The 20,058-nt window shown below is 69.9% G+C and carries 18 protein-coding genes and 1 pseudogene; 9 read left to right on the top strand and 10 right to left on the bottom strand.

Annotated elements, in window-relative coordinates:
* Positions 1–31: 31 nt before the first annotated feature.
* Positions 32–520, bottom strand: a complete 489-nt coding sequence (gene flgB, locus WT26_RS19635) for a flagellar basal body rod protein FlgB (protein WP_069273598.1) — start codon at positions 518–520, stop codon at positions 32–34.
* Positions 521–724: 204 nt separating this feature from the next.
* Between flgB and flgA the strand changes: the two genes are divergently transcribed.
* From flgA to WT26_RS19655, 4 genes are all read left to right on the top strand, one after another.
* The gene (gene flgA, locus WT26_RS19640; RefSeq protein ID WP_069273599.1) at positions 725–2,035 is read left to right on the top strand and encodes a flagellar basal body P-ring formation chaperone FlgA; all 1,311 of its coding nucleotides are present in this window, start codon (positions 725–727) and stop codon (positions 2,033–2,035) included.
* 103 nt (positions 2,036–2,138) lie between these two features.
* Positions 2,139–2,477, top strand: coding sequence for a flagellar biosynthesis anti-sigma factor FlgM (gene flgM, locus WT26_RS19645; protein ID WP_069273600.1), 339 nt, complete (start codon positions 2,139–2,141; stop codon positions 2,475–2,477).
* 76 nt (positions 2,478–2,553) lie between these two features.
* Entirely contained in the window at positions 2,554–2,994 is a 441-nt protein-coding gene (locus tag WT26_RS19650; RefSeq protein ID WP_069273813.1) for a flagella synthesis protein FlgN, read from the top strand.
* A 154-nt stretch (positions 2,995–3,148) separates the two neighbouring features.
* Positions 3,149–4,495: an SGNH/GDSL hydrolase family protein gene (locus WT26_RS19655; RefSeq protein WP_069273601.1), complete on the top strand. Its 1,347-nt coding sequence runs from the start codon at positions 3,149–3,151 to the stop codon at positions 4,493–4,495.
* A 19-nt stretch (positions 4,496–4,514) separates the two neighbouring features.
* On the opposite strand, the gene WT26_RS19660 is transcribed toward WT26_RS19655, so the two are convergent.
* Positions 4,515–6,365, bottom strand: a complete 1,851-nt coding sequence (locus WT26_RS19660; RefSeq protein ID WP_069273602.1) for a M24 family metallopeptidase — start codon at positions 6,363–6,365, stop codon at positions 4,515–4,517.
* 280 nt (positions 6,366–6,645) lie between these two features.
* On the opposite strand from WT26_RS19660, the gene WT26_RS19665 reads away from it, so the two are divergent.
* The gene (locus tag WT26_RS19665; RefSeq protein ID WP_069273603.1) at positions 6,646–7,476 is read left to right on the top strand and encodes a helix-turn-helix domain-containing protein; all 831 of its coding nucleotides are present in this window, start codon (positions 6,646–6,648) and stop codon (positions 7,474–7,476) included.
* A 111-nt stretch (positions 7,477–7,587) separates the two neighbouring features.
* On the opposite strand, the gene WT26_RS19670 is transcribed toward WT26_RS19665, so the two are convergent.
* From WT26_RS19670 to WT26_RS19685, 4 genes and pseudogenes are all read right to left on the bottom strand, one after another.
* A complete protein-coding gene (locus WT26_RS19670) occupies positions 7,588–8,829 on the bottom strand; it encodes a multifunctional CCA addition/repair protein (RefSeq protein WP_069273604.1) in 1,242 nt (413 codons plus the stop codon).
* Positions 8,826–9,473, bottom strand: coding sequence for a glutathione S-transferase family protein (locus tag WT26_RS19675; protein ID WP_059523048.1), 648 nt, complete (start codon positions 9,471–9,473; stop codon positions 8,826–8,828). The genes WT26_RS19670 and WT26_RS19675 overlap by 4 nt, the downstream gene beginning before the upstream one ends.
* A 63-nt stretch (positions 9,474–9,536) precedes the next feature.
* Positions 9,537–10,494: pseudogene (locus WT26_RS19680) on the bottom strand (complex I NDUFA9 subunit family protein).
* Between the two features lie 58 nt (positions 10,495–10,552).
* Positions 10,553–12,505: a lytic transglycosylase domain-containing protein gene (locus WT26_RS19685; protein ID WP_059667200.1), complete on the bottom strand. Its 1,953-nt coding sequence runs from the start codon at positions 12,503–12,505 to the stop codon at positions 10,553–10,555.
* An 8-nt stretch (positions 12,506–12,513) separates the two neighbouring features.
* On the opposite strand from WT26_RS19685, the gene WT26_RS19690 reads away from it, so the two are divergent.
* The gene (locus WT26_RS19690; protein WP_069273605.1) at positions 12,514–13,122 is read left to right on the top strand and encodes a 5-formyltetrahydrofolate cyclo-ligase; all 609 of its coding nucleotides are present in this window, start codon (positions 12,514–12,516) and stop codon (positions 13,120–13,122) included.
* A 22-nt stretch (positions 13,123–13,144) separates the two neighbouring features.
* Here WT26_RS19690 and WT26_RS19695 read toward each other — a convergent pair whose 3' ends face one another.
* Complete coding sequence (locus tag WT26_RS19695) at positions 13,145–13,657, bottom strand: winged helix DNA-binding protein (protein ID WP_021163776.1); 513 nt, start codon at positions 13,655–13,657, stop codon at positions 13,145–13,147.
* Between the two features lie 147 nt (positions 13,658–13,804).
* Here WT26_RS19695 and pxpB point away from each other — a divergent pair, with 147 nt between their 5' ends.
* The 3 genes from pxpB to pxpA all read left to right on the top strand — a co-directional run bounded on the left by pxpB (position 13,805) and on the right by pxpA (position 16,359).
* Positions 13,805–14,461 carry a 5-oxoprolinase subunit PxpB gene (pxpB, locus tag WT26_RS19700; protein ID WP_059731934.1) on the top strand — a complete coding sequence of 219 codons (657 nt, stop codon included), beginning with the start codon at positions 13,805–13,807 and terminating at the stop codon, positions 14,459–14,461.
* Positions 14,458–15,525 (top strand): biotin-dependent carboxyltransferase family protein, encoded by a 1,068-nt coding sequence (locus WT26_RS19705; RefSeq protein WP_069273606.1) that lies wholly within the window; start codon positions 14,458–14,460, stop codon positions 15,523–15,525. Before pxpB ends, WT26_RS19705 begins: the two co-directional genes overlap by 4 nt.
* Positions 15,526–15,594: 69 nt before the next feature.
* The gene (gene pxpA / locus WT26_RS19710; protein ID WP_069273607.1) at positions 15,595–16,359 is read left to right on the top strand and encodes a 5-oxoprolinase subunit PxpA; all 765 of its coding nucleotides are present in this window, start codon (positions 15,595–15,597) and stop codon (positions 16,357–16,359) included.
* Between the two features lie 548 nt (positions 16,360–16,907).
* Here pxpA and WT26_RS19715 read toward each other — a convergent pair.
* The 3 genes from WT26_RS19715 to WT26_RS19725 are packed head-to-tail and all read right to left on the bottom strand — an operon-like array spanning position 16,908 to position 20,057.
* Positions 16,908–18,053: a TraB/GumN family protein gene (locus WT26_RS19715; protein WP_069273608.1), complete on the bottom strand. Its 1,146-nt coding sequence runs from the start codon at positions 18,051–18,053 to the stop codon at positions 16,908–16,910.
* Positions 18,046–19,062, bottom strand: coding sequence for a peptide ABC transporter ATP-binding protein (locus WT26_RS19720; RefSeq protein ID WP_059523056.1), 1,017 nt, complete (start codon positions 19,060–19,062; stop codon positions 18,046–18,048). The genes WT26_RS19715 and WT26_RS19720 overlap by 8 nt, the downstream gene beginning before the upstream one ends.
* Entirely contained in the window at positions 19,059–20,057 is a 999-nt protein-coding gene (locus tag WT26_RS19725) for an ABC transporter ATP-binding protein (RefSeq protein ID WP_069273609.1), read from the bottom strand. Before WT26_RS19725 ends, WT26_RS19720 begins: the two co-directional genes overlap by 4 nt.
* Position 20,058 lies beyond the last annotated feature (1 nt).

The following is a 20,058-nucleotide window of genomic DNA, read 5'->3' on the forward strand; positions in this document are numbered from 1 at the left end:
GGAAGCTCCTTTTGCTCGATGCGGATTGCGATCACGAGTTCGTCGTGATCGCGGCGATCATCGCCTTGATCTGCTGGGTCATCACGGTCATCCCGGTCTGGTAGTGCAGCGCGTTGTTCGCGAACTGCACCCGCTCGACGTCGAGGTCGACCGTGTTGCCGTCGAGCGACGGCTGCAGCGGCATCCGGTACTGCGCGCGGCCGTAGTCGTCCGCCGGGCCGCCCGTCGGGATCAGCTTCGCGGTGCCGGCCATGTGGCCCGCCGCCGTCGACACCATCGACATGCCGCTCGTCACGCCGGCCGGCTGCGTCATCGGCAGTTGCGCGGCGTTGCTCGGCGCGAGGCCGCCATTGGCCTGCTTCAGCGAGCGCGCGAGCGTCGACGCGAAATCGACGTCGCGGGCCTGGTAGCCGGGCGTGTCGGAGTTCGCGATGTTCGACGACAGCAGTTCCTGCCGGTAGGCGCGCACGTCGAGCGCCTGTCGGCCGAACGCGAATTCCGCATCGAGTTTGTCCAGCATGTGTGCGTCTCTCCGTATGAAGCGCTGCACCGCTCTTTCGCCGCACGGCGGCCAAAGAGGCTTTTTTCCATGACAGCGATGGTAGGCGCCGGACGCAACCGGCAATCGGGCGAATAACGCGGCAAAGCCCCCCTCTATTCATCGTTTGCGCGACGGCCCCGCTCCCTAGAATGCGAAGCGGAGCAACGGATCGGGGATCGGGCGATGACTGGCAGCGCACTTCGCAGCGACAACGGGCGACGGCCGCACGCGCGGCTGGCGTTCGCGCTCGCCGCCGCGCTGTGGGCGTGCGCCGCGACCGCGCTGGCCGCGGACGACGGGATGATCGTGATTCCCGGGCGCGGCGAGACGGCCGAAACCGCGCTCGCGCACGCCAATGCGGCCGGCGCCGGGCGCCCGGCGGGGAACCCGAATCCGGGCGGGATGCCGGCGGCGAACGCTGTGGAAGCGGCCGGCGCGAACCCGGCGGCGAACCCGGCGGCGAATTCTGTAGCGAACCCGCCGGCGATCGCGGGCGGCATGCCCGCCGGCGCGCCAGCGTATGCGCCGCGCGCCGCGGCGGCCCTGCCCCCGGCCACCGTTCCGGCGGCGCCCGCCGCGCGCCCGCAGGCGCCGCTCCCGGCACCCGCCCCCGCCCGCCTCGCCGCGCCGATGCCGGCCGGCAACCCCAACGCCGCTTACGGCGCAGCGCGTCCGGCTCCGCCGGCGGCCGCCGACCAGGGCCGGATCACCACGGTCGTCGCGGGCGAGCCCGCCGCCGCGATGCGCCCCGCGCTCGCGCCGCGCCAACCGGCCTGGCGCGCCAACACGGCCGCCGCCGCGCCGGCCGTGCGCACCCTCCCCGCCGCCGGCGCGTCCGCCGCGGCTGCCGCAGCCGCCGCCACGCCGCCCGGCCAGCAGGATCCCGAGTCGATCCGCCGCGCGGCGCTCGCGTTCCTGCAGCAGCAGATCGCGGGCCTGCCCGGCAAGACCACCGCGACGGTCACGACCGCGTTTCCGCGCGGGCTTGCCGCGTGCACGACGCTCGAGCCGTTCATGCCGACCGGCGCGCGCCTGTGGGGCCGCACGACGGTCGGCGTGCGCTGCGCGGGCGAGCGGCCGTGGACCGTCTACCTGCAGGCGAAAGTGACCGTGCAGGCCACCTATTACGTCGCCGCGCGCCAGATCGCGCCCGGCGAGCCGCTCTCCGCGGCCGACCTGGTCGCCCGCGACGGCGACCTGACGGTGCTGCCGCTCGCGGTGATCACCGATCCGGCGCAGGCAATCGGCGCGACCGCGCTCGCGCGCATCTCGGCCGGGCTGCCGCTGCGGCAGGACCTGCTGAAGAGCGCGGCGTCGGTGTCGGCCGGCCAGACGGTGCGGGTCGTCGCGGCCGGGCCCGGTTTCACGATTTCGGCCGAGGGCAGCGCGCTGGCGAATGCCGCGCCCGGCCAGTCGGTCAGGGTGCGGATGGCGGCGGGCCAGATCGTCACGGCGATCGTCAAGGACGCCGGCACCGTGGAGATTCCGCTCTGACGGGACAAGATTCTGATTCTTCGGAGGTTTGCGTCGCCCGCGAGGTGCTAAAGTTTGGCCCGGCCATGCCGTTATCTGGGTCAAACCGAACAGGAAACCCATCGTGAAGATCGATTCGACGCCTACCCCGAATACCCGCGCGCCTGCCGCTTCCGGCAACGGCGCAGCCCGCACGCAGGACGACGCGCCCGCCGCGGCCGGCCCGCAAGCGGTCGCCGCAGGCACGGCCGGCGGCGACACGACCGTGAACCTGTCGGGTCTGTCCGGCCAGTTGCGTTCGGTATCCGCGTCCGGCAACGCCGATATCGACACGGGCCTCGTCCAGTCGATCAAGGACGCGCTGAACAACGGCACGTTGACGATCGATGCGAACAAGATTGCCGACGGCGTACTGAATACCGCCCGCGAGCTGCTGCAGCAGCAGCGTCCGCAGGGCGCCTGATCCGGCCCGCAAGGCCGGCCCAACCGGTTTGCCGGCGCGCGGCCCGTCCGCGCGCCGGCCTGAAGAGCGAATGGCGATGAGAGAAGAGCTGCTGGCCACGGTCAACGACGAACACGCGACGGTCGAGGCGTTCGCGTCCCTGCTCGCCTACGAGGAAAAGGCGCTGACGATGGCCCAGCCGCTCGAGATGCTGCCCGGGATCGTCGAGAAGAAGAGCGAGCTGATCGACCGGCTCGCGCAGCTCGAACGCACGCGCGACACCCAGCTTTCCGCGCTCGGCTTTCCGGCCGGCAAGAAGGGGATGGACCAGGCCGCCGAGCGCGATGCGCGCCTCGCCGGCCGCTGGCAGCTGCTGCAACAGGCCGCCGAACGCGCGCGCCAGGCCAATGCGAACAACGGGATGCTGATCCGGATCCGGATGGACTACAACGAGCGCGCGCTCGCGGTACTGCGCTCGGCGCCCGCGCCGGCCGGCGTCTACGGCCCCGACGGGCGCGTGTCGGCGCTGGTGCGCTGACCGGCCGGCGGCCCCGCGCCGCCGGGTTTCACCGTATCTCCACGCAGTTCACCGCTTTGCCAGACCGGGCTCGAACCCGGCACCCACGGTCCCTTCCGATACACGGCTGCGCAACCGCGCCGCCGTCCCGTCACAACAATCAGAAGAGGGCCGCATGCCATATTGCCGCATTCCCCTGTCACACCGCATCGCCGCCGCCGCGGCGCTGGGCGCCGCGTTGACGCTTTGCGCCGCGCAGGCTGCCGGTGCCGCGCCGCTGCCCGTGCCCACGGGCGACATGTCGCTGTCGCCGGCCGGCCCCGACATCGTGCCGCCGGCCGTGCCGGCCGCGCCCGGCGCGACGCCGCGCGCGTCGCGCCGCGGGTCCGACACCTACACGTACCTGCGCTGCTGGTACCGGATCGACGCGGATCCGCTGAAGCCGGCCGCGACCTACGAATGGGCGCGCGACCCCGCCGGCGGCGACTGGTATCGCGTGTCCGGCTACTGGTGGGCGGACGGCATCACGCAGTGGAAGAACATGTTCTACAGCACGACGACGCAGGACACGCTCGCCGACGTGTGCCGCAAGACGCTGGTCGCGAAAGGCATCCGGTCCGACCTCGTGCAGGCGGTCGCGGCGAACAACGCGCTGTCGTTCAACTACACGGTGTGGACCGTCGACGCCGCGCAACAGGACGCGCGCGTCAACAAGCTGATCGTGTTCGGCGACAGCCTGTCCGACACGCAGAACATGTTCAACGCGAGCCAGTGGAAGCTGCCGAACGGCACGAGCTGGCACGCGGGGCGCTTCAGCAACGGCCCGGTGTGGGCCGAATATCTCGCGAACGCGCTGCGGCTGCCGTTCTACAACTGGGCGATCGGCGGCGCGGCGACCGACCAGTACCTCGTCGTGCCGGGCCTCGTGCAGCAGATCGACTCGTGGCGCGAATACATGGATCGCGCGCCGGACTATCGTCCCGCCAACACGCTGTTCGCGGTGTTCGCGGGCGGCAACGACCTGGTGAACTACGGACGCTCGCCCGAGCAGGCGGCGAATGCGGTGCGCGACAGCCTCGAGCGGCTCGCCGCGGCCGGCGCGACGCGGATCATGCTCGTCACGCTGCCGGACGTGTCGCGCGCACCGGTGTTCGCGACGCGCACCGACACGGCGAGCGTCGCCGCGCAGGTGAAGGACTACAACCGGCGCCTCGCCGACGCGGCCGACGCGCTGCGCGCCCGTTACGGCGCGACGCTGCGGCTCGAGGTGTTCGACGCGTACGCGCTGTTCGACGACCTGCTGGATCACCCGGCCCAATACGGCTTCGACGACGCGAAGCGCGCGTGCCTCGACATCCCGAAACCGTCGTCGTTCACCTACCTGAGCGCGCAGACGCCGCGTGCGGACTGCCGCGACCCGGCGCGCTTCGTGTTCTGGGACACGCTGCACCCGACGACGCGCACGCACGCATGGCTCGCCGAGCGGATCGCGCCGTTCGCGCGGGCGCGCCTGCTGAACTGACCGGCGCGGGCGGCGGTGCCTACAGCAGCGGACACGCGGTGACCTGCGTGCCGCGCTCGACGCACAGCCGCTCGTAGTCGCGCAGGTACGCGCGCTCGTCGTCGTCCAGCAGGTCGAGATCGATCAGGTCCCAGTCGTAGCCGACCGTCACGATGTTCTCGAACGTGACGGTATCCGGCTGCGCGTCGTCCTGACGGATGATCACGATGTTCTCGATCCGCACGCCGCCCTTGCCCGGCAGGTAGATGCCCGGCTCGACCGAAATCACCGCATTCGGCACGAGCCCGTACTGCGCGCCCGGCGCGAACCGCACGCCGCCCTCGTGCACGTGAATCCCGACGCCGTGCCCGGTGCCGTGGCCGAAATCGTGGCCGTGATCGCGGCACACCTGCCGCACGAGCGCATCGACGTCGCCGCCCTTTGCCGTGCTCGGGAAGCGCGTGACGAGCCCCTTGATGCAGGCCTTCAGCGCGACCGTGTAGATCTCGCGCTGCCACGGCTGCGCGACCGTCTCCGGGTGCGTCCGGCGCAGCACCACGCGCGTGCAGTCCGTCGCGAAGCCGGCTTCGTAATACGCGCCGCTGTCGAGCAGCACGAGTTCGCCTTCCGTCAGCTCGACGTCGGCGCTCGCCGCCGTGTAATGCGCGAACGCGCTGTTCGCGCCGTTCGCGGCGATCGACGGAAACGTCAGCGCAACCGCGGAGCGCGCGGCGTACGCGTCGTTGATCGCGCGCGCCAGGTCGTATTCGGTGTGGCGCATGCCCGGCTCGCCCGTCTTCGCCCAGCGCATCGTCTCGGCGATCGCCGCGGAACTGCGCGCAAACGCGTCGCGGAACCGGTCGAGCACCGCCGGCGTCTTGCCGGCCCGCATCGCCTCGACCGGGTTGAAGTCGGCATGCCGCGCCTGCGGCCACACCCGCTTCACCGCGTCGACGAGCGCGCAGTTCACCGATTCGAAGCCGTAGCACACGTGATCGACCGCGAACGGCGCGAGGAAGCGCTCGAGCGCCGCGATATCGCGCCGGATCACATGCAGCGCCGGATACGAATCGAGCGCGACCTCGCAGCGGTCGCAGCCTTCCGGCAGGAACAACGCCACCTGCCCGCCCACCGCGAACAGGAAGCCGAGGTGCGACGACGCATTCGGGATGTGATAGCCGCGGCTGTTCAGCAGATACGCGAGGTCGTCCGCCAGGCAGGTGACGAACGCGGTCCTTCCTTTTGCCGCACCGGTGTGCGCGGCGAGCCGCTGGCTCAGCGTCGCGAGGTTCTGCGCGACGCTCAGGCCGGTCATCGCTTCCGGCACCTCGAAGATCGGCCGCTCGACGACCCAGCCCGGCAACGCGATCGCGCGGTCGATTTCGCGGCCAACGAGGCTCGTCCAGTCGAACCGCGCCGCCTGCGTGCCGTCGAGCAGCCGGTCGCGCTGCCCGACGCTGATCCGCCGCGCGTCGTAGCCGACCCGCTTGAGCCGGCCCGCATGGGCGACGAGCCAGTCGGCCATCGCTTGCCAGATCGTCACGTTCATCTCGAGCTTCTCGATGCGCACGCGCGCCGGATCGCACTGCTGCTCGGCCTGCAGGTGATAGCGGCCGTCGACGAACAGCACGAACGGCGGCACGCCGAGCGCCTGCGCGGTCGCCGCGCTCAGGAAGATCCCGCAGCCGGCCGAACCGTCGAAGCCCGACAGCGCATAGCGCGGGTTGTTGCTGCGCGGCAGGTACTCGGTCACGTATTCGTCCTGCGACGTGACCAGCACCGCGTCGAGCCGCGCGGCGTCGAGCAGGCGCGACAGGGCCGCCTGCGTGTCGACGACGGACGCGTCGTACGGGGGAAGGCCGGAGAAGCTGTATTTCAGTCGATCGATCATCGGATGCCCACATTGTTCATTGTTGTCGGAGGGAGCGCGCGCGGCGCGCGAACCCGCGGCCAGCGCGCGTCAAGTTACCGTCCGACCAAATTTACGTCAAGCTTAAATTGAGGCGTCACTTAAATCTGCGCGCTCGGCGGCCCGTGCGGCACTGCGCGGTACAATGCGCCGGCATCGCCGCCCGAACGGCCGTGCGTCGTGCGATTCACGGAAAAGGCACGTCCAGGCGACTGCACCTGCGCCTCCGGTCGCCTTCCACTCGTTGCCGCGAAAGAGATTCATGGATTCAGACATCATGCGTATCGGCCAGCGCATTCGCCGCCTGCGCCGGGAAGCGAAGAAGACGCTGCTGGAAGTCGCGACCGAAGCGAAACTGTCGGTCGGGTTCCTGTCCCAGGTCGAGCGCCATCTCACGGGCATCTCGCTGTCGTCGCTCGTCAACGTCGCGAAGGCGCTCGACGTGCCGCTCGGCGCGCTGATCGACCAGCCGCGCCAGGCGCAGCCCGATTCGCATCAGGGCAACCGGGAGTCGTATGCGGTCGACAGGGCGTCGCAGTGCTACGAGCGGCTCTCCACCACCTTCGACGGCAGCCAGATCAACGCGCTCAAGGTGCGGATGATGGAAGGCTACCGCTCGGAATGGGTGGCGCACGGCGGCGACGAATTCGTGTACGTGCTGGCCGGCCGGATCTGCTACACGGTCGGCAAGAAGAATTACCCGCTGTCGCCCGGCGACTCGCTGCACTTCGACGCGCGCAAGCGGCATCGGGTCGCCAACGTGGGCGACGGGCCGGCCGAGGTGATCGCGGTCGGCACGCTGCCGCTGTTCGACGACGGCCATGCCGAGTTCGTGTCGGCATCGACTGAAATCCGGCAGCCCGACGGCGACGCCGGGCCGCTGCCGGGCGAGCCGCGCGTGAGCCGACGCCTGCCGACGCCGAAGCGCGGCCGCGCCGGGGGCCCGGTGCAGTCGGGCGCGGTGCGACCTGCCGCCGGGAAGGCCGGGAGCGTGGACAAGGCTGCGCCCTCGAAGCCGCGCTCCCCCGCCGGCAAGCGGCCGGCGGGCACCGCCGCTCCGGCCCGCAAGAGCGCCGCACGCACGAAGAAATAATCCCCTCGGGCCGCTGCGGCTCCGACGATGCGCACGCATGCGCGGGGGGCGGAGCAGGCGGCGCCGCTGGCGCGGGCGCGGTAACCGACGCTCGCCGCCTGCGCCCCGGCGCTACTCGCCGATGTCGAGCGCGCGCGCGACCGCCTGGATCCGCGCGCGATGCACCGCGTCCTTGATCTTCGCGGTGTCGGCGCCGATGCCGCGCGCGATCGCGCCGGCATCGACGCTGCGCGCGGCCGCGAGCGCGACGCGCAGCCGCTCGGCCTGCGGATACGGCTGCGCTTCGAGCCCGAGCCGCCCGCGCGCATCCGATTCGCACGCCTGCAGCATCTCGGCGAACCGCGCCGGCTTGCGCAGCGCGTCGCTGCGCTCGAACAGCCGCACCAGCGCGGCCGCGCCCATCTCCATCACGCGATGCAGGTTGCCGTGCTCGCGCGCGACCACGAGCGCGAGATCGCGGCATTCGTTCGGCACGCGCAGCCGCTCGCACAACGGCTTGAGCAGGTCGACGCTGCGCCCCTCGTGGCCGATGTGGCGCGGCAGCACGTCGGCAGGCGTCGTCGCCTTGCCGAGATCGTGCGTGAGCGCCGCGAAGCGCACCGGCAGCGAATAACCCTGCTTCGCCGCATAGTCGACGACCATCATCACGTGCACGCCCGTGTCGACCTCCGGGTGGTAGTCGGCGCGCTGCGGCACGCCCCACAGCGCATCGACTTCGGGCAGGATGCGCGCAAGCGCGCCGCACTCGCGCAGCACCGCGAACAGCCGCGACGGCTTCACCTCCATCAGCCCGCGCGCGATTTCCTGCCAGACGCGTTCGGGCACGAGCGCATCGACCTCGCCCGCGTCGACCATGCGCCGCATCAGCGCGAGCGTGTCGTCGGCGACCGTGAAATCCGCGAACCGTGCGGCAAAGCGCGCGATGCGCAGGATCCGCACCGGATCCTCGACGAACGCATCGCTCACATGGCGGAACACGCGCGCGCGCAGGTCGGCCTGCCCGTCGAACGGGTCGATCACGGGCCCGACCAGCACGCCCTCCGGGCTGACCTCGCGCGCCATCGCGTTGATCGTCAGGTCACGCCGCGCGAGATCCTCGTCGAGCGTCACGTCCGGCGCGTAATGAAACTGGAAGCCGTGATAACCGGCCGCCGTCTTGCGCTCGGTGCGCGCGAGCGCGTACTCCTCCTGCGTCCGCGGATGCAGGAAGACCGGGAAATCCTTGCCCACCGGCCGGAAACCCTGCGCGACCATCTGCTCGGGGGTCGCGCCCACCACCACGTAGTCGCGGTCCTGCACGGGCACGCCGAGCAATTCGTCGCGGATCGCACCGCCTACAGCGTAGATGTTCATGGCTGCGGCTCGTATTCGGCGATCACGTTCGTTTCGCGGCGCGCGGCGTCGATCCAGCGCTGCACGGCCGGCAGCGCCGTCACGCGGGCCGCATAGCCGGCCGCTTCCGGCGACAGGCCCGGCGCGTACGTATTGAAGCGCATCACGACGGGCGCGTACATCGCATCGGCAATCCCGAATTCGCCGAACAGGAACGGCCCGCCCGACGCCTCGAGGCACGCGCTCCACAACGCGTCGATGCGCGCGACGTCGGCGAGCGCATCGGGCGTCGCGCCGCGCCCCGGCATCGATGCGCGCACGTTCATGCCCATCTGCGTGCGCAGCGCCGCGAAGCCCGCATGCATCTCGGCCGCGACGCAGCGCGCATGCGCGCGCTCGAGCGGATCGGCCGGCCACATCGGAAACTGCGGATAGCGTTCGGCGAGCGTCTCGGCGATCGCGAGCGAATCCCAGATCGCGACGCCGTGGTCGTCGATCAGGCACGGCACCTTGCCGGACGGCGAATACTCGAGGATGCGCGCGGCCGTGTCGTCGTGGCGCAGCTCGATCGCGATCTCGTCGAACGGGATGCCGAAATGCGCGAGCAGCAGCCACGGACGCATCGACCACGACGAGTAGTTCTTGTCTCCAATGACGAGTTTCATGACGGTGTTCCGGAAAGCGCGAAGGTGAAAAGGACGCAGCGTAACGACGGCACCCGGGCCGGCCTAGCGGCGCGAGCGGAACCAGTCGAACCGGGACCGCTGCGCGGCCTGGCCGAGATACGCGGGCGCGATGCTTTCGAGACTCGCGGGCGAGATCCCGAGCTCCGGCGCGAGCGGCCCCGACAGCACGTTCGGCACCGACATCGTCGCGAGATTGTCGCGCGTGAGCACGGGCTCGCCGGGCAGGCATTCGAACACGCTTCGCCTGCAGCCGCGCGAGCGCGTCGGGCAGCCGCACGATGCGTGCCTGGCGGCCGACCAGCGTGCCGCAATAGCGCACCAGCTGCTCGAGCGTGTAGACGGTCGGGCCGCCGAGTTCGTAGGTCTTGCCGTGTGCGCCCGCGAGATCGAGCGTGTTGACGAACGCACGCACGACATCGCCGACGAACACGGGCTGGAAGCGCGCGTCGGGCATCGCGAGCGGCAGCACGGGCACCGTGCGCTGCAGGTTCGCGAACGTGTTGAGGAACGCATCGCCGGGGCCGAACACGACCGACGGGCGGAAGATCGTCAGCGCGAGCGAATCGGTCGCCGCGATCGCATGCAGCACGGCCTCGCCGTCGCCCTTCGAGCGCTGGTACATGCTCGCGCCATGCGAATCGGCGCCGAGCGCGCTCATGTGCAGCACGCGCTGCACGCCCGCCTCGGTACAGGCGGTCGCGAGCGCGGCCGGCAGCGTGACGTGCGCGCGCTCGAAGCCGGGCCCGTACGGCGTACCGCGGCCGCCGTGCAGCACGCCGACGAGGTTGATCGCCGCGTGCGCTCCGGCGACGAAGCGGGCCAGGCTGCGCTCGTCGAGGCTTTCGAGCTCGACGATTTCGACCGGCAGCATCTGCAGGTGGCGCGCGTGGTCGCGCCGGCGCGTGCCGATCCGTACCTGCTTGCCGGCGTCGATCAGCGCATTCACGAGCCGGCTGCCGATGAAGCCGGTGCCGCCCAGCAGCGCGACGGTCTGATCCATGTTCGTGGCTCCCAAAAGCACACTGCCGCGTCTCGCGCGGCAGTATGAAGATTGCGGATCAGGGCGAGATCATGCCTAGACGTTTCTTCAACGACTGCGGTTTGCCCTCGAAGAGCGCCGCATAGTAGACGGTGTTCGACAGCACGTTCTTCACGTAGTCGCGCGTCTCGTTGAACGGAATCGTTTCTGCGAAGATCGCGCCTTCGACCGGCTGCGTCAACACCTGGCGCCACTGGCGCGGCCGGCCCGGGCCCGCGTTGTAGCCGGCCGTGGCGAGCACCGGCGAGCTGTCGAAGTTGTTGTAGATGTCCGCCAGATACCAGGTGCCGAGCTGGATGTTGGTATCGATGTCGTGCATCTGCGTGCGCGAGATCGTGCCGAGGCCGAGCTTCTTCGCGACCATCTGCGCGGTGGCCGGCATCAGCTGCATCAGGCCGCCCGCGCCCACCGACGAACGCGCGCTCGTGATGAAGCGCGACTCCTGGCGGATCAGCCCGTACGCCCATTCGGTGTCGAGGCCCGTCGACTGCGCGTAGCGCTCGACGATGTTGCGGTACGGCGACGGGTAGCGCAGCGTGAAATCGTGCTCGGCCTTCGTGCGGTCGGCCGTGTTGACCGTGCGGTCGAGCAGGTCGACACGCTTGCCGTACTCGGCGGCCGCGAGCAGCTGGCGATCGGTCATCCCGCGCAGCGGCCAGTTCCATTCGCGGTTGCCCTCGAGGCGCAGGTTCAGCGCGTAGAAACGCTGCGCGAGCGCGAAGCCCGGAATCTTGCCCATCGCGTCGATCTCGGCGTCGCTCACCTTCGTGCGCGGCGGGATCGTCGTGCGCTGGCCGAGCTCTTCACCGGCGAGCTGCCCGTAGAAGTTGTACTGCCCGGCGACCTGCTCGAATTCCTGGTTCGCCTGCAGCGTGTCGCCGCTCTGCTTGAGCGCGCGCGCATGCCAGTAGATCCAGGCCGGATCGTCGCGCAGCGACGGCGGCATCTGCTCGATCGACCAGCGCACCATCGGCCAGTTGCCGGCGAGCAGCGCGGCGCGCGTGCGCCATTCGTAGCCCGGGTTCGACAGCGGCGCATTCGCGGATTTCGCGTACCAGACCGACGCGAGCGGCGAGCGCTTGATCGCGCCCTGGTAGCCGATCGCGCCCCACGCGATCGCCTGCTCCTGCCTGGTCAGCGAAGGCGCGACCGTCGTGAGCATGCCGGCAGCCGCGTCCGGATCGTTGCGCGCCATGCGGCCGAGCGCGATCAGCGCGAGCTGGTGCGACGTCGCGTCGGGGCCGATGCCGCGCGCGAGGTACAGCGGCGGCGCGCTCGTCGCCTGGTCGAAGCCGACCGGGCGCGCGCCGAGCGCGTCGACGATCTTGCCGCCGAGCGTCGTGTAGTTCTGTTCGTACGCGAGGCGCGCCTGCTGCCACACGTCGTCGCTCGTGAACTGCTGGTTGACCGTCAGCGCGGTGATCAGGTCGACGCATGCGTCGCCGTAATTCTTCGGCTCGACGAGCAGCGCGCGCGCCGCATCGGCGACGTTCTCGCCGCGCGCCGCGCGCGATTCGAGCGCATAACACTTGACCTGCGTGTCGTCGTCGAGCACGAAGCGCTTGTATTGATCGTCGAAGTTGCGCCAGTCGTGGCGCGCGCCGAGCACGAGCAGGTAGTCGTTGCGCAGGCGGTCGGCGATCGCCTGGCCGTCGTAGCGCTGCAGGAACGACTGCACGGGCGCGTCCGGCGCATCCACGCGCGCGCGGCCCGTCGAATCGAACAGCTGCGGCTTGATCTGGAAATACTCGACGTAGGACGGAACCGGATAGTTCGGAATCATCGACGCGAGCTGCGCGGCTTTCGCGGCGTCGTTGCGGCGCGCGGCTTCACGAAGCTGCACGAAGGTCTGGTCGTCCCCGGAGACCGTATCGTCGTTCGGTGCGGCGCAGGCGGCGGTGCCCGCGACGAGCGCGGTGGCCGAAAGCGTCAGCGCGACCGCGCGATATACTCGGAAAAGGCTGTTCGACATCGTTTTGAATGGAGCACGAAGTGAGCGAAAGCATAGCACGCAACCATCTGGCCGAACGGAAGCAGGCATTGCGCCGGGCGCTGTCCGAGGCCCGCCGCGACGCCGCGTCGCAACCCGCCGCGAACGCCGCGCTCGACGCGCGGCTGCGCACGCTGCTCGCACGGCTCGCGCCGCGCACGGTCGGGTTCTACTGGCCGCTGCCGGGCGAATTCGATGCGCGCGATGCGGTGCTCGCGTGGTGCGCGGCGCAGGCCGGCCGGCAGGTGGCGCTGCCCGTGATCGGCGAGCGGCACACGCCGCTCGAGTTTCATGCATGGGACACGCAGACGCCGATGCGCGAAGGTCATCACCGGATTCCGGAACCGGCGTCGGGAATCGTCGTCGTGCCCGACCTGTTGCTGATTCCCTGTGTGGGATTCGATCCGCAGCGCTACCGGCTCGGCTACGGCGGCGGCTATTACGACCGCACGCTCGCCGCGTGGCCGGGCAGCCAGCCGCCCGTGACGGTCGGCATCGCCTATGAAGCGTGCCGCGTCGACGCGCTGCCGGCCGAAGCGCACGATCTCGCGCTGCGCTGGATCGTGACGGACGAGGAAACCTACGTGGCCGACGCGTAGGTGTTTAGTCCCGCGCGCCCGGCTACAGCGACGCCGCCGCGCGCGCGGCCGTGTCGTACAGGCCCGACGCGTTGCGCAGCAACTGCGCCGCGTCGCCGATCTGCTCGTTGGTGAGCCCGCTGTCCTTCAGCGTCTCGATCAGGCAGTGCTCGCGCACCTCGCGGTACTTCAGGCACAGGTCGCGGCCCGCGTCGGTCGCGAAGAAGAACACTTCCTTGCCGCTCTTCTCGCTCTTCACATAGCCGCGGGCGATCAGTTTTTTCAGCGCATAGGTCGCGACGTGCGTATCCTCGATATTGAGCACGAAGCAGATGTCGGCGAGCTTCTTCTTGCGTTCACGGTGGCTGACGTGATGCAGCAGCGATACCTCGACCGCCGTCATGTCCTTCGCGCCGGCCGCCGACATGCAGCGCACCATCCACCGGTTGAACGCGTTGCCTGCCATGATGAGCCCGTATTCGAGCTCCGACAGCTCCGCGCTCGAATCGGAAACGAGGTGTTCGGATGACACGATCTTGGTCGCAGGACGCTTCATGAAAGGCGGAGCAAGCCGGATGACAGGGTGTGCCGAGTGTACGCCAGAAGCCCGGACATACGGGCTAGGCGAAAACGCTTATTGGGAAGTTGTCGATATTTTATTGACAATGTGCGCTAACATTGCCGTCCGAACCGTGCCAGTCCGATGACGCAACCCCGCATTTATCCGCTCGGCGATGCCGCCCTCGTCTGCGAGGTGCCGCCGCCCGCCACGCTCGATTGCCAGCGCCGCGTCTGGGCCGTTGCCGAGGTCGCGCGCGCGTGGCCCGACGTGGTCGACGTCGTGCCCGGCATGAACAACCTGACGATCGTGTTCGACGCGCTCGCCACGACGGCCGGGTCGCTCACGCCGGCGCTGCGCGACGCGTGGGAGACGGCCGACGTCGAGCACGCGGACGGTCGCGAGGTCGAGATTCCCGTCGCGTACGGCGGCGCCGCCGGCCCCGACCTGGCGGCCGTCGCCGCCCATACCGGCCTGTCGGCCGACGAGGTCGTCGCGCGCCACGCAGCCGGCGCCTACGTGGTGTTCTTCGTCGGCTTCCAGCCGGGCTTCGCGTATCTCGGCGGGCTCGATGCCGCGCTGCACACGCCGCGCCGCGCGGCGCCGCGCCTCGAGGTGCCGGCCGGCTCGGTCGGCATCGGCGGCGCGCAGACGGGCATCTACCCGGCCACGTCTCCCGGCGGCTGGCAACTGATCGGCCGCACCTCGCACGTGCTGTTCGATCCGGCGCGGCCGCAGCCGACGCTGCTGCTGCCCGGCGACCGCGTGCGCTTCACCATTGCGGGAGTCGACGCGCGATGACCCAGAGCAACGCACCGGGCACCATCGAGGTGGTGCGGGCCGGCCCGCTGTCCACCGTGCAGGATCTCGGCCGCCACGGCACGCGCCATCTCGGCGTCGCGCAGGGCGGCGCGCTCGACAGCCTCGCGCTCGAGGTCGGCAACCGGCTGGTCGGCAACCGTCCCGACGCGGCGGCCGTCGAAATCACGATCGGCCCGGCCGCCTTCCGCTTCACGCGCGCAACCCGCATCGCGATCACCGGCACCGAGTTCGGCGCCACGCTCGACGACCGGCGCGTATATTCGTGGTGGAGCCTGCCGGTCGAGGCCGGGCAGACGCTCGTGCTGCCGGCCGCGAAACGCGGGATGCGCGGCTACCTGTGCATCGCCGGCGGCATCGACGTGCTGCCGATGCTCGGCTCGCGCAGCACCGATCTCGCGTCGCGCTTCGGCGGCCTCGGCGGCCGCGCGCTGCGCGACGGCGATCGCCTCCCGGTCGGCGTGCTTCCGGCCGGGATGGGCTGCCTCGCGGCCGATGCGCCCGAATTCGGGGTAAAGGCGCCGGCGTGGTGCGCGTTCGTGCGCGTCGACGAGCCGCCGCGCCGCCACCGCCCCGCGCATGCGCCGTGGGCGATGCCCGTGCGCGTCTTGCCGGGCCCCGACTACGCGTCGTTCTCCGCCGAGGCGCAGCAGGCGTTCTGGGACGAGGAATGGCTCGTCACGGCGAACAGCAACCGCATGGGCTATCGGCTCGCGGGCGTCGAACTCGTGCGCGAGCGGCCGGCCGAGCTGCTGTCGCATGCGGTACTGCCCGGCACGATCCAGGTGCCGCCGAACGGCCAGCCGATCGTGCTGATGCACGACGCCCAGACCACCGGCGGCTACCCGAAGATCGGCACGGTGATCCGTGCGGACCTGTGGAAGCTCGCGCAGGCGCGGCTCAACCTGCCGATCCGCTTCGTGCGCACGACACCCGACGCCGCGCGCGCCGCCCTGACCGCAGAACGTGCCTATCTGCGGCAGATCGACGTGGCGATCGACATGCGCGAGGAAGCGCGCCGCCGCGCCCAGTCGCGCGCGGCGTGACGACGGCGGCGGCAGTACCGAGGCTGTAGCAGCAAGGACGGGCCACGCAATCAGTGGACGAGGAACATCATGGAAATCGATCTGAATGCCGATCTCGGCGAAGGATGCGGATCGGACGAGGCGCTGCTCGACCTCGTCACGTCGGCGAACATCGCATGCGGCTGGCATGCAGGCGGCGCGAATGCGATGCGCGACTGCGTGCGCTGGGCCGTGCAGAAAGGCGTGTCGATCGGCGCGCACCCGAGCTTTCACGATCCGGAGAATTTCGGCCGCAAGGAAATGCAGCTGCCGGCCGGCGACATCTACGCAGGCGTGCTGTACCAGCTCGGCGCGCTGTCGGCGATCGCGCAGGCCGAAGGCGGGCGCATCGCGCACGTGAAGCCGCACGGCGCGCTGTACAACCAGGCCGCGCGCGACCCGATGATCGCCGATGCGGTGGTGTCCGCGATCCACGACTTCGATCCGTCGCTCGCGGTGTTCGGGCTCGCGAACAGCGTGTTCGTCGCGGCCGCGCGGCATGCGGGACTCGCCGCCGTCGAGGAAGTGTTCGCCGATCGCGGCTACCGCGCGGACGGCTCGCTCGTGCCGCGCAGCGAGCCGGGCGCGCTCGTCGACGATGAAGACGCGGTGCTCGCGCGCACGCTCGACATGGTGCGCAACCGGCAGGTGCGTGCACTGAGCGGCGAATGGGTGCCGCTCAACGCGCAGACCGTCTGCCTGCACGGCGACGGGCCGCATGCGCTGGCGTTCGCGAAGCGGATCCGCGCGGCGCTCGAAAAGGCGGGAATCGACGTCGTCGCGCCCGGCGCGCTGCAGGCCGACGAAGGCGCGTGACGTGCGCCGCCGAGTCGGCATATCCGAAGCATGAAGAACGCGGCACCGTAGCGGGACCGGAAAGAAAAAAGCGCCCTCGTGGCGCTTTTCTGTTGACCGAACCGCATCGTCGGACGCCGGTTCGCCCAGCTGAAGCCGTCTGTCGACGGCGACCGGAAAGACCTGCTCCGGATCAAAATACGCCCGCCGCCGCCCGTTGCTGCATCCCCCGGTGGGACGACGGAACGCTGCTTATCCCGCAAGTCGGCCTGCATGCGATCGAGATCGGACGATGATTGGCCCCGCCGTACATGCAGACACTTCCGCGGCCGGCACGCGATACGCGTGCCGGCGACGCTCACCCCGCGCTTTATTTTCTGCTACCCCGTAGAACTTTTTCTATTCTTTTCATTTTTTCAACTTGTGGATCGAAGAATAGATATTGGCAGATCGGGATGTCAATCGTTTGAAACGCTATTTTCTGACGATTCGAGGGTTTTCCTTAGACGACATGCGGCACGCCAATCGCCGATCAAACGGGGAAGGATAGGCACGCCGCATCGGCGCGATCAGTTCGCGTCGACCCTGTAACCTTGTTGACGCAACAATTCGAGCACGCCGCGCGGGCCGCCCAGATGCAGCGCGCCGATCGCGACGAACAACGGCCGGTTCGGTGCGGCGATTGCCGTCATCCGTGCAACGAAGCGGCGGTTGCGCTCGTACACGATCTTGTTGTCGATCGACGCCGACAACACCTTCGAACGCGCGAGCCGTTCGCTCTTCGCGACGGCCCACGCCGAGATCGCATCGGCGTCGCCAATTCGCCACAGCCGGTGCAGCGCCTTGATGTCGTCGGCGTTCTGTGCGGGCGTCTGCACCATGTCCTGCGCGAGCATCTCGCGCTGCTCGGCGAGCGTCAGCCCGGTGAACGCGCGCATCTGCTCGGCGAGCGTCTCGAGACCGATCACGCGGCCGCCCTTCTTCTTCAGGAACACGTTCTGCAACTGCGCCTCGGTGCCGTACTCGGTCTGCAGGCCGGCCGACAGCGAATCGTAGGTTTCGACGACGAGCGCCGCGAGCCACGGCCGCATCTTGCGGATCTCGGCGAGCGCGGCCGGGTTGCCGCGCAGGCGCGCCGCGAGCCGCTGCCACAGCGGCTCCGGCAGCAGGCGCTGCAGGCACGGGTAGCGGCATACGCCGTACTTCGACACGTCGTCCTGCGATTCGAGCAGGTCGTCGGGCGACAGCTCGAGCGCGAGCGTCGGCGACGCGGCGAGCGCCGCGAGGATGCGCGGCCGGAACGGCTGCGCGCTCGGGTAATCGGACGGATCGCCCGTGTGCAGCGTGCCGAGCACGTAGAGCGTGACACGCCCCCTGGTCGCGACGTAGAACGGCATGCGCGCGGGCTGCACGCGCACCGCGCCGCTCGCGACCGTGCCGTTCGACGCGGCAGGCGCGTGAAAACCCGGCAGGCTCATGCCGGGCGGCGGGACTTGCGACGGATGGAGCGGCGCCGTCGCCGACGCGCGAGCCTCGGCCCGCGCGAGTTCGACGGGTGCGGCGAGGCCGGCCACCGCGCACGCGCCGGCCAGCGCCGCGCCCGTGACGGTACGCACGCCCCAGCGCCGCGCGTAGCGGTACGCGCGACGCACGCGCGTACCGCCGATGCGCTCACGGCGCGCCGTCGAAGCGCGCGCCGCCAACGCTTCAGGCATTCGCCTCCCCTACCTCCTCGGCGCGATGGCAGGCCACGCGCCGGCCGTCGACCTCGCGCAGCTGCGGCTCCTCCACACGGCAGCGCTCGACCGCATACGGGCAGCGCTGGTGGAACGCGCAGCCCGACGGCGGATTGAGCGGCGACGGCAGTTCGCCCTGCAGCTTGATCTGCACGCGGCGGTCTTCCTCGAAGATCGCCGGCGTCGCCGACATCAGCGCGCGCGTGTACGGATGGCGCGGCCGCGCGTAGATCGTCGCCTTGTCGCCGAGCTCGGCGACGCTGCCGAAGTACATCACCATCACGTCGTCCGCGACGTGCTCGACCACCGACAGGTTGTGCGAGATGAACACGTAGCTCGTCTTGAACTGCTCCTGCAGATCCATGAACAGGTTCAGGATCTGCGCCTGGATCGACACGTCGAGCGCGGACACCGGCTCGTCGGCGACGACGATGCGCGGCTCGAGGATCATCGCGCGCGCGATCGCGACACGCTGGCGCTGGCCGCCCGAGAACATGTGCGGATAGCGCTTCGCGTGTTCGGGCCGCAGGCCGACCGTGCGCATGATCTGCGCGATGCGCTGCGCGCGCTCGGCGGCCGTCAGGTTCGCGTTGATCTCGAGCGGCTCGGCGAGCGTCTGCTCGACGGTCTTGCGCGGGTTCAGCGACGCGAACGGGTTCTGGAACACCATCTGCACGCGGCGGCGCAGGTCGGCGACCGTCTCGCGGTTCGCGCCGGCGACGTCCTTGCCGTCGATCGTCAGGTGGCCCGAGGTGGGCGTCTCGATCATCGTGAGCTGGCGCGCGAGCGTCGATTTCCCGCAGCCCGATTCGCCGACGACGGCGAGCGTCTTGCCGCGCTTCAGCGAAAACGACACGCCGTTCAGCGCCTTCACCGTACCCTGCCCGAACATCCCGCGCTTCACCGAATAGTGTTTCGCGAGGCCGTCGGCCACCAGCACGGCTTCCTCGTCGTGCGGCGTGGCACGCGTCTGATTGACTGCATTCATCGTGCACCTCCCGTCAGGTCGAGGTTGGAAACGTTCAGCGGCTTGATGCAGCGCGCGCGCATCGCATCGTTGGCCGGCACCAGCGTATCGAGCGCCGGCCGCGCCTTGCGGCAATCGTCGACGACGTACTTGCAGCGCGGCGCGAACAGGCACCCGGACGGGCGATCATCGCGGCCCGGCACCATGCCCGGCAATGCGGCAAGGCGACGCGCCCCCTTATTGTGCTCGGGAATCGCGGCGAGCAGCGCTTCGGTGTACGGATGATGCGGCGCGCGGAAGATGTCGGGCACGCGATTGGTCTCGATGACCTCGCCCGCATACATCACCGCGACACGCTGCGCGACCTCCGACACCACGGCCAGGTCGTGCGAGATCAGCACGAGCGCCATCCCGCGCTCCTTCTGCAGCTTCACGAGCAGGTCCATGATCTGCGCCTGGATCGTCACGTCGAGCGCGGTGGTCGGCTCGTCGGCGATCAGCAGCTTCGGGTTGCACGCGACCGCCATCGCGATCATCACGCGCTGGTTCATCCCGCCCGACATCTGGTGCGGGAACGACACGATGCGGTTCTTCGCATCGGGGATGCCGACCTGGTCGAGCAGTTCGAGCGCGCGCCGGTGCAGCGCGTCGCCGCGCAGCCCTTCGTGCAGCTTCAGCACTTCCTTGATCTGGTAGCCGACGGTGTAGCTCGGGTTCAGGCTCGTCAGCGCGTCCTGGAACACCATCGCGATGTCCTTGCCGACGATCTTGCGGCGCGCCTTCGGCGACGCCTTCAGCAGGTCGACGCCGTTGAACGTGACCTCGTCGGCCGTCACCTTGCCGGGCGCATCGATCAGGCCCATCAGCGCCATCATCGTCACGCTCTTGCCCGAGCCCGATTCGCCGACGACGCCCACCACCTCGCCCGGCGCGATCGACAGGTTGATCCGGTCGACGGCGGGCAGGCCGTTGAAGTTCACCGCGAGATTGCGGATGGTCAGAAGATCTTGGCTCATG

It is taken from the genome of Burkholderia cepacia (assembly GCF_001718835.1).
Lineage (GTDB): Bacteria > Pseudomonadota > Gammaproteobacteria > Burkholderiales > Burkholderiaceae > Burkholderia > Burkholderia cepacia_F.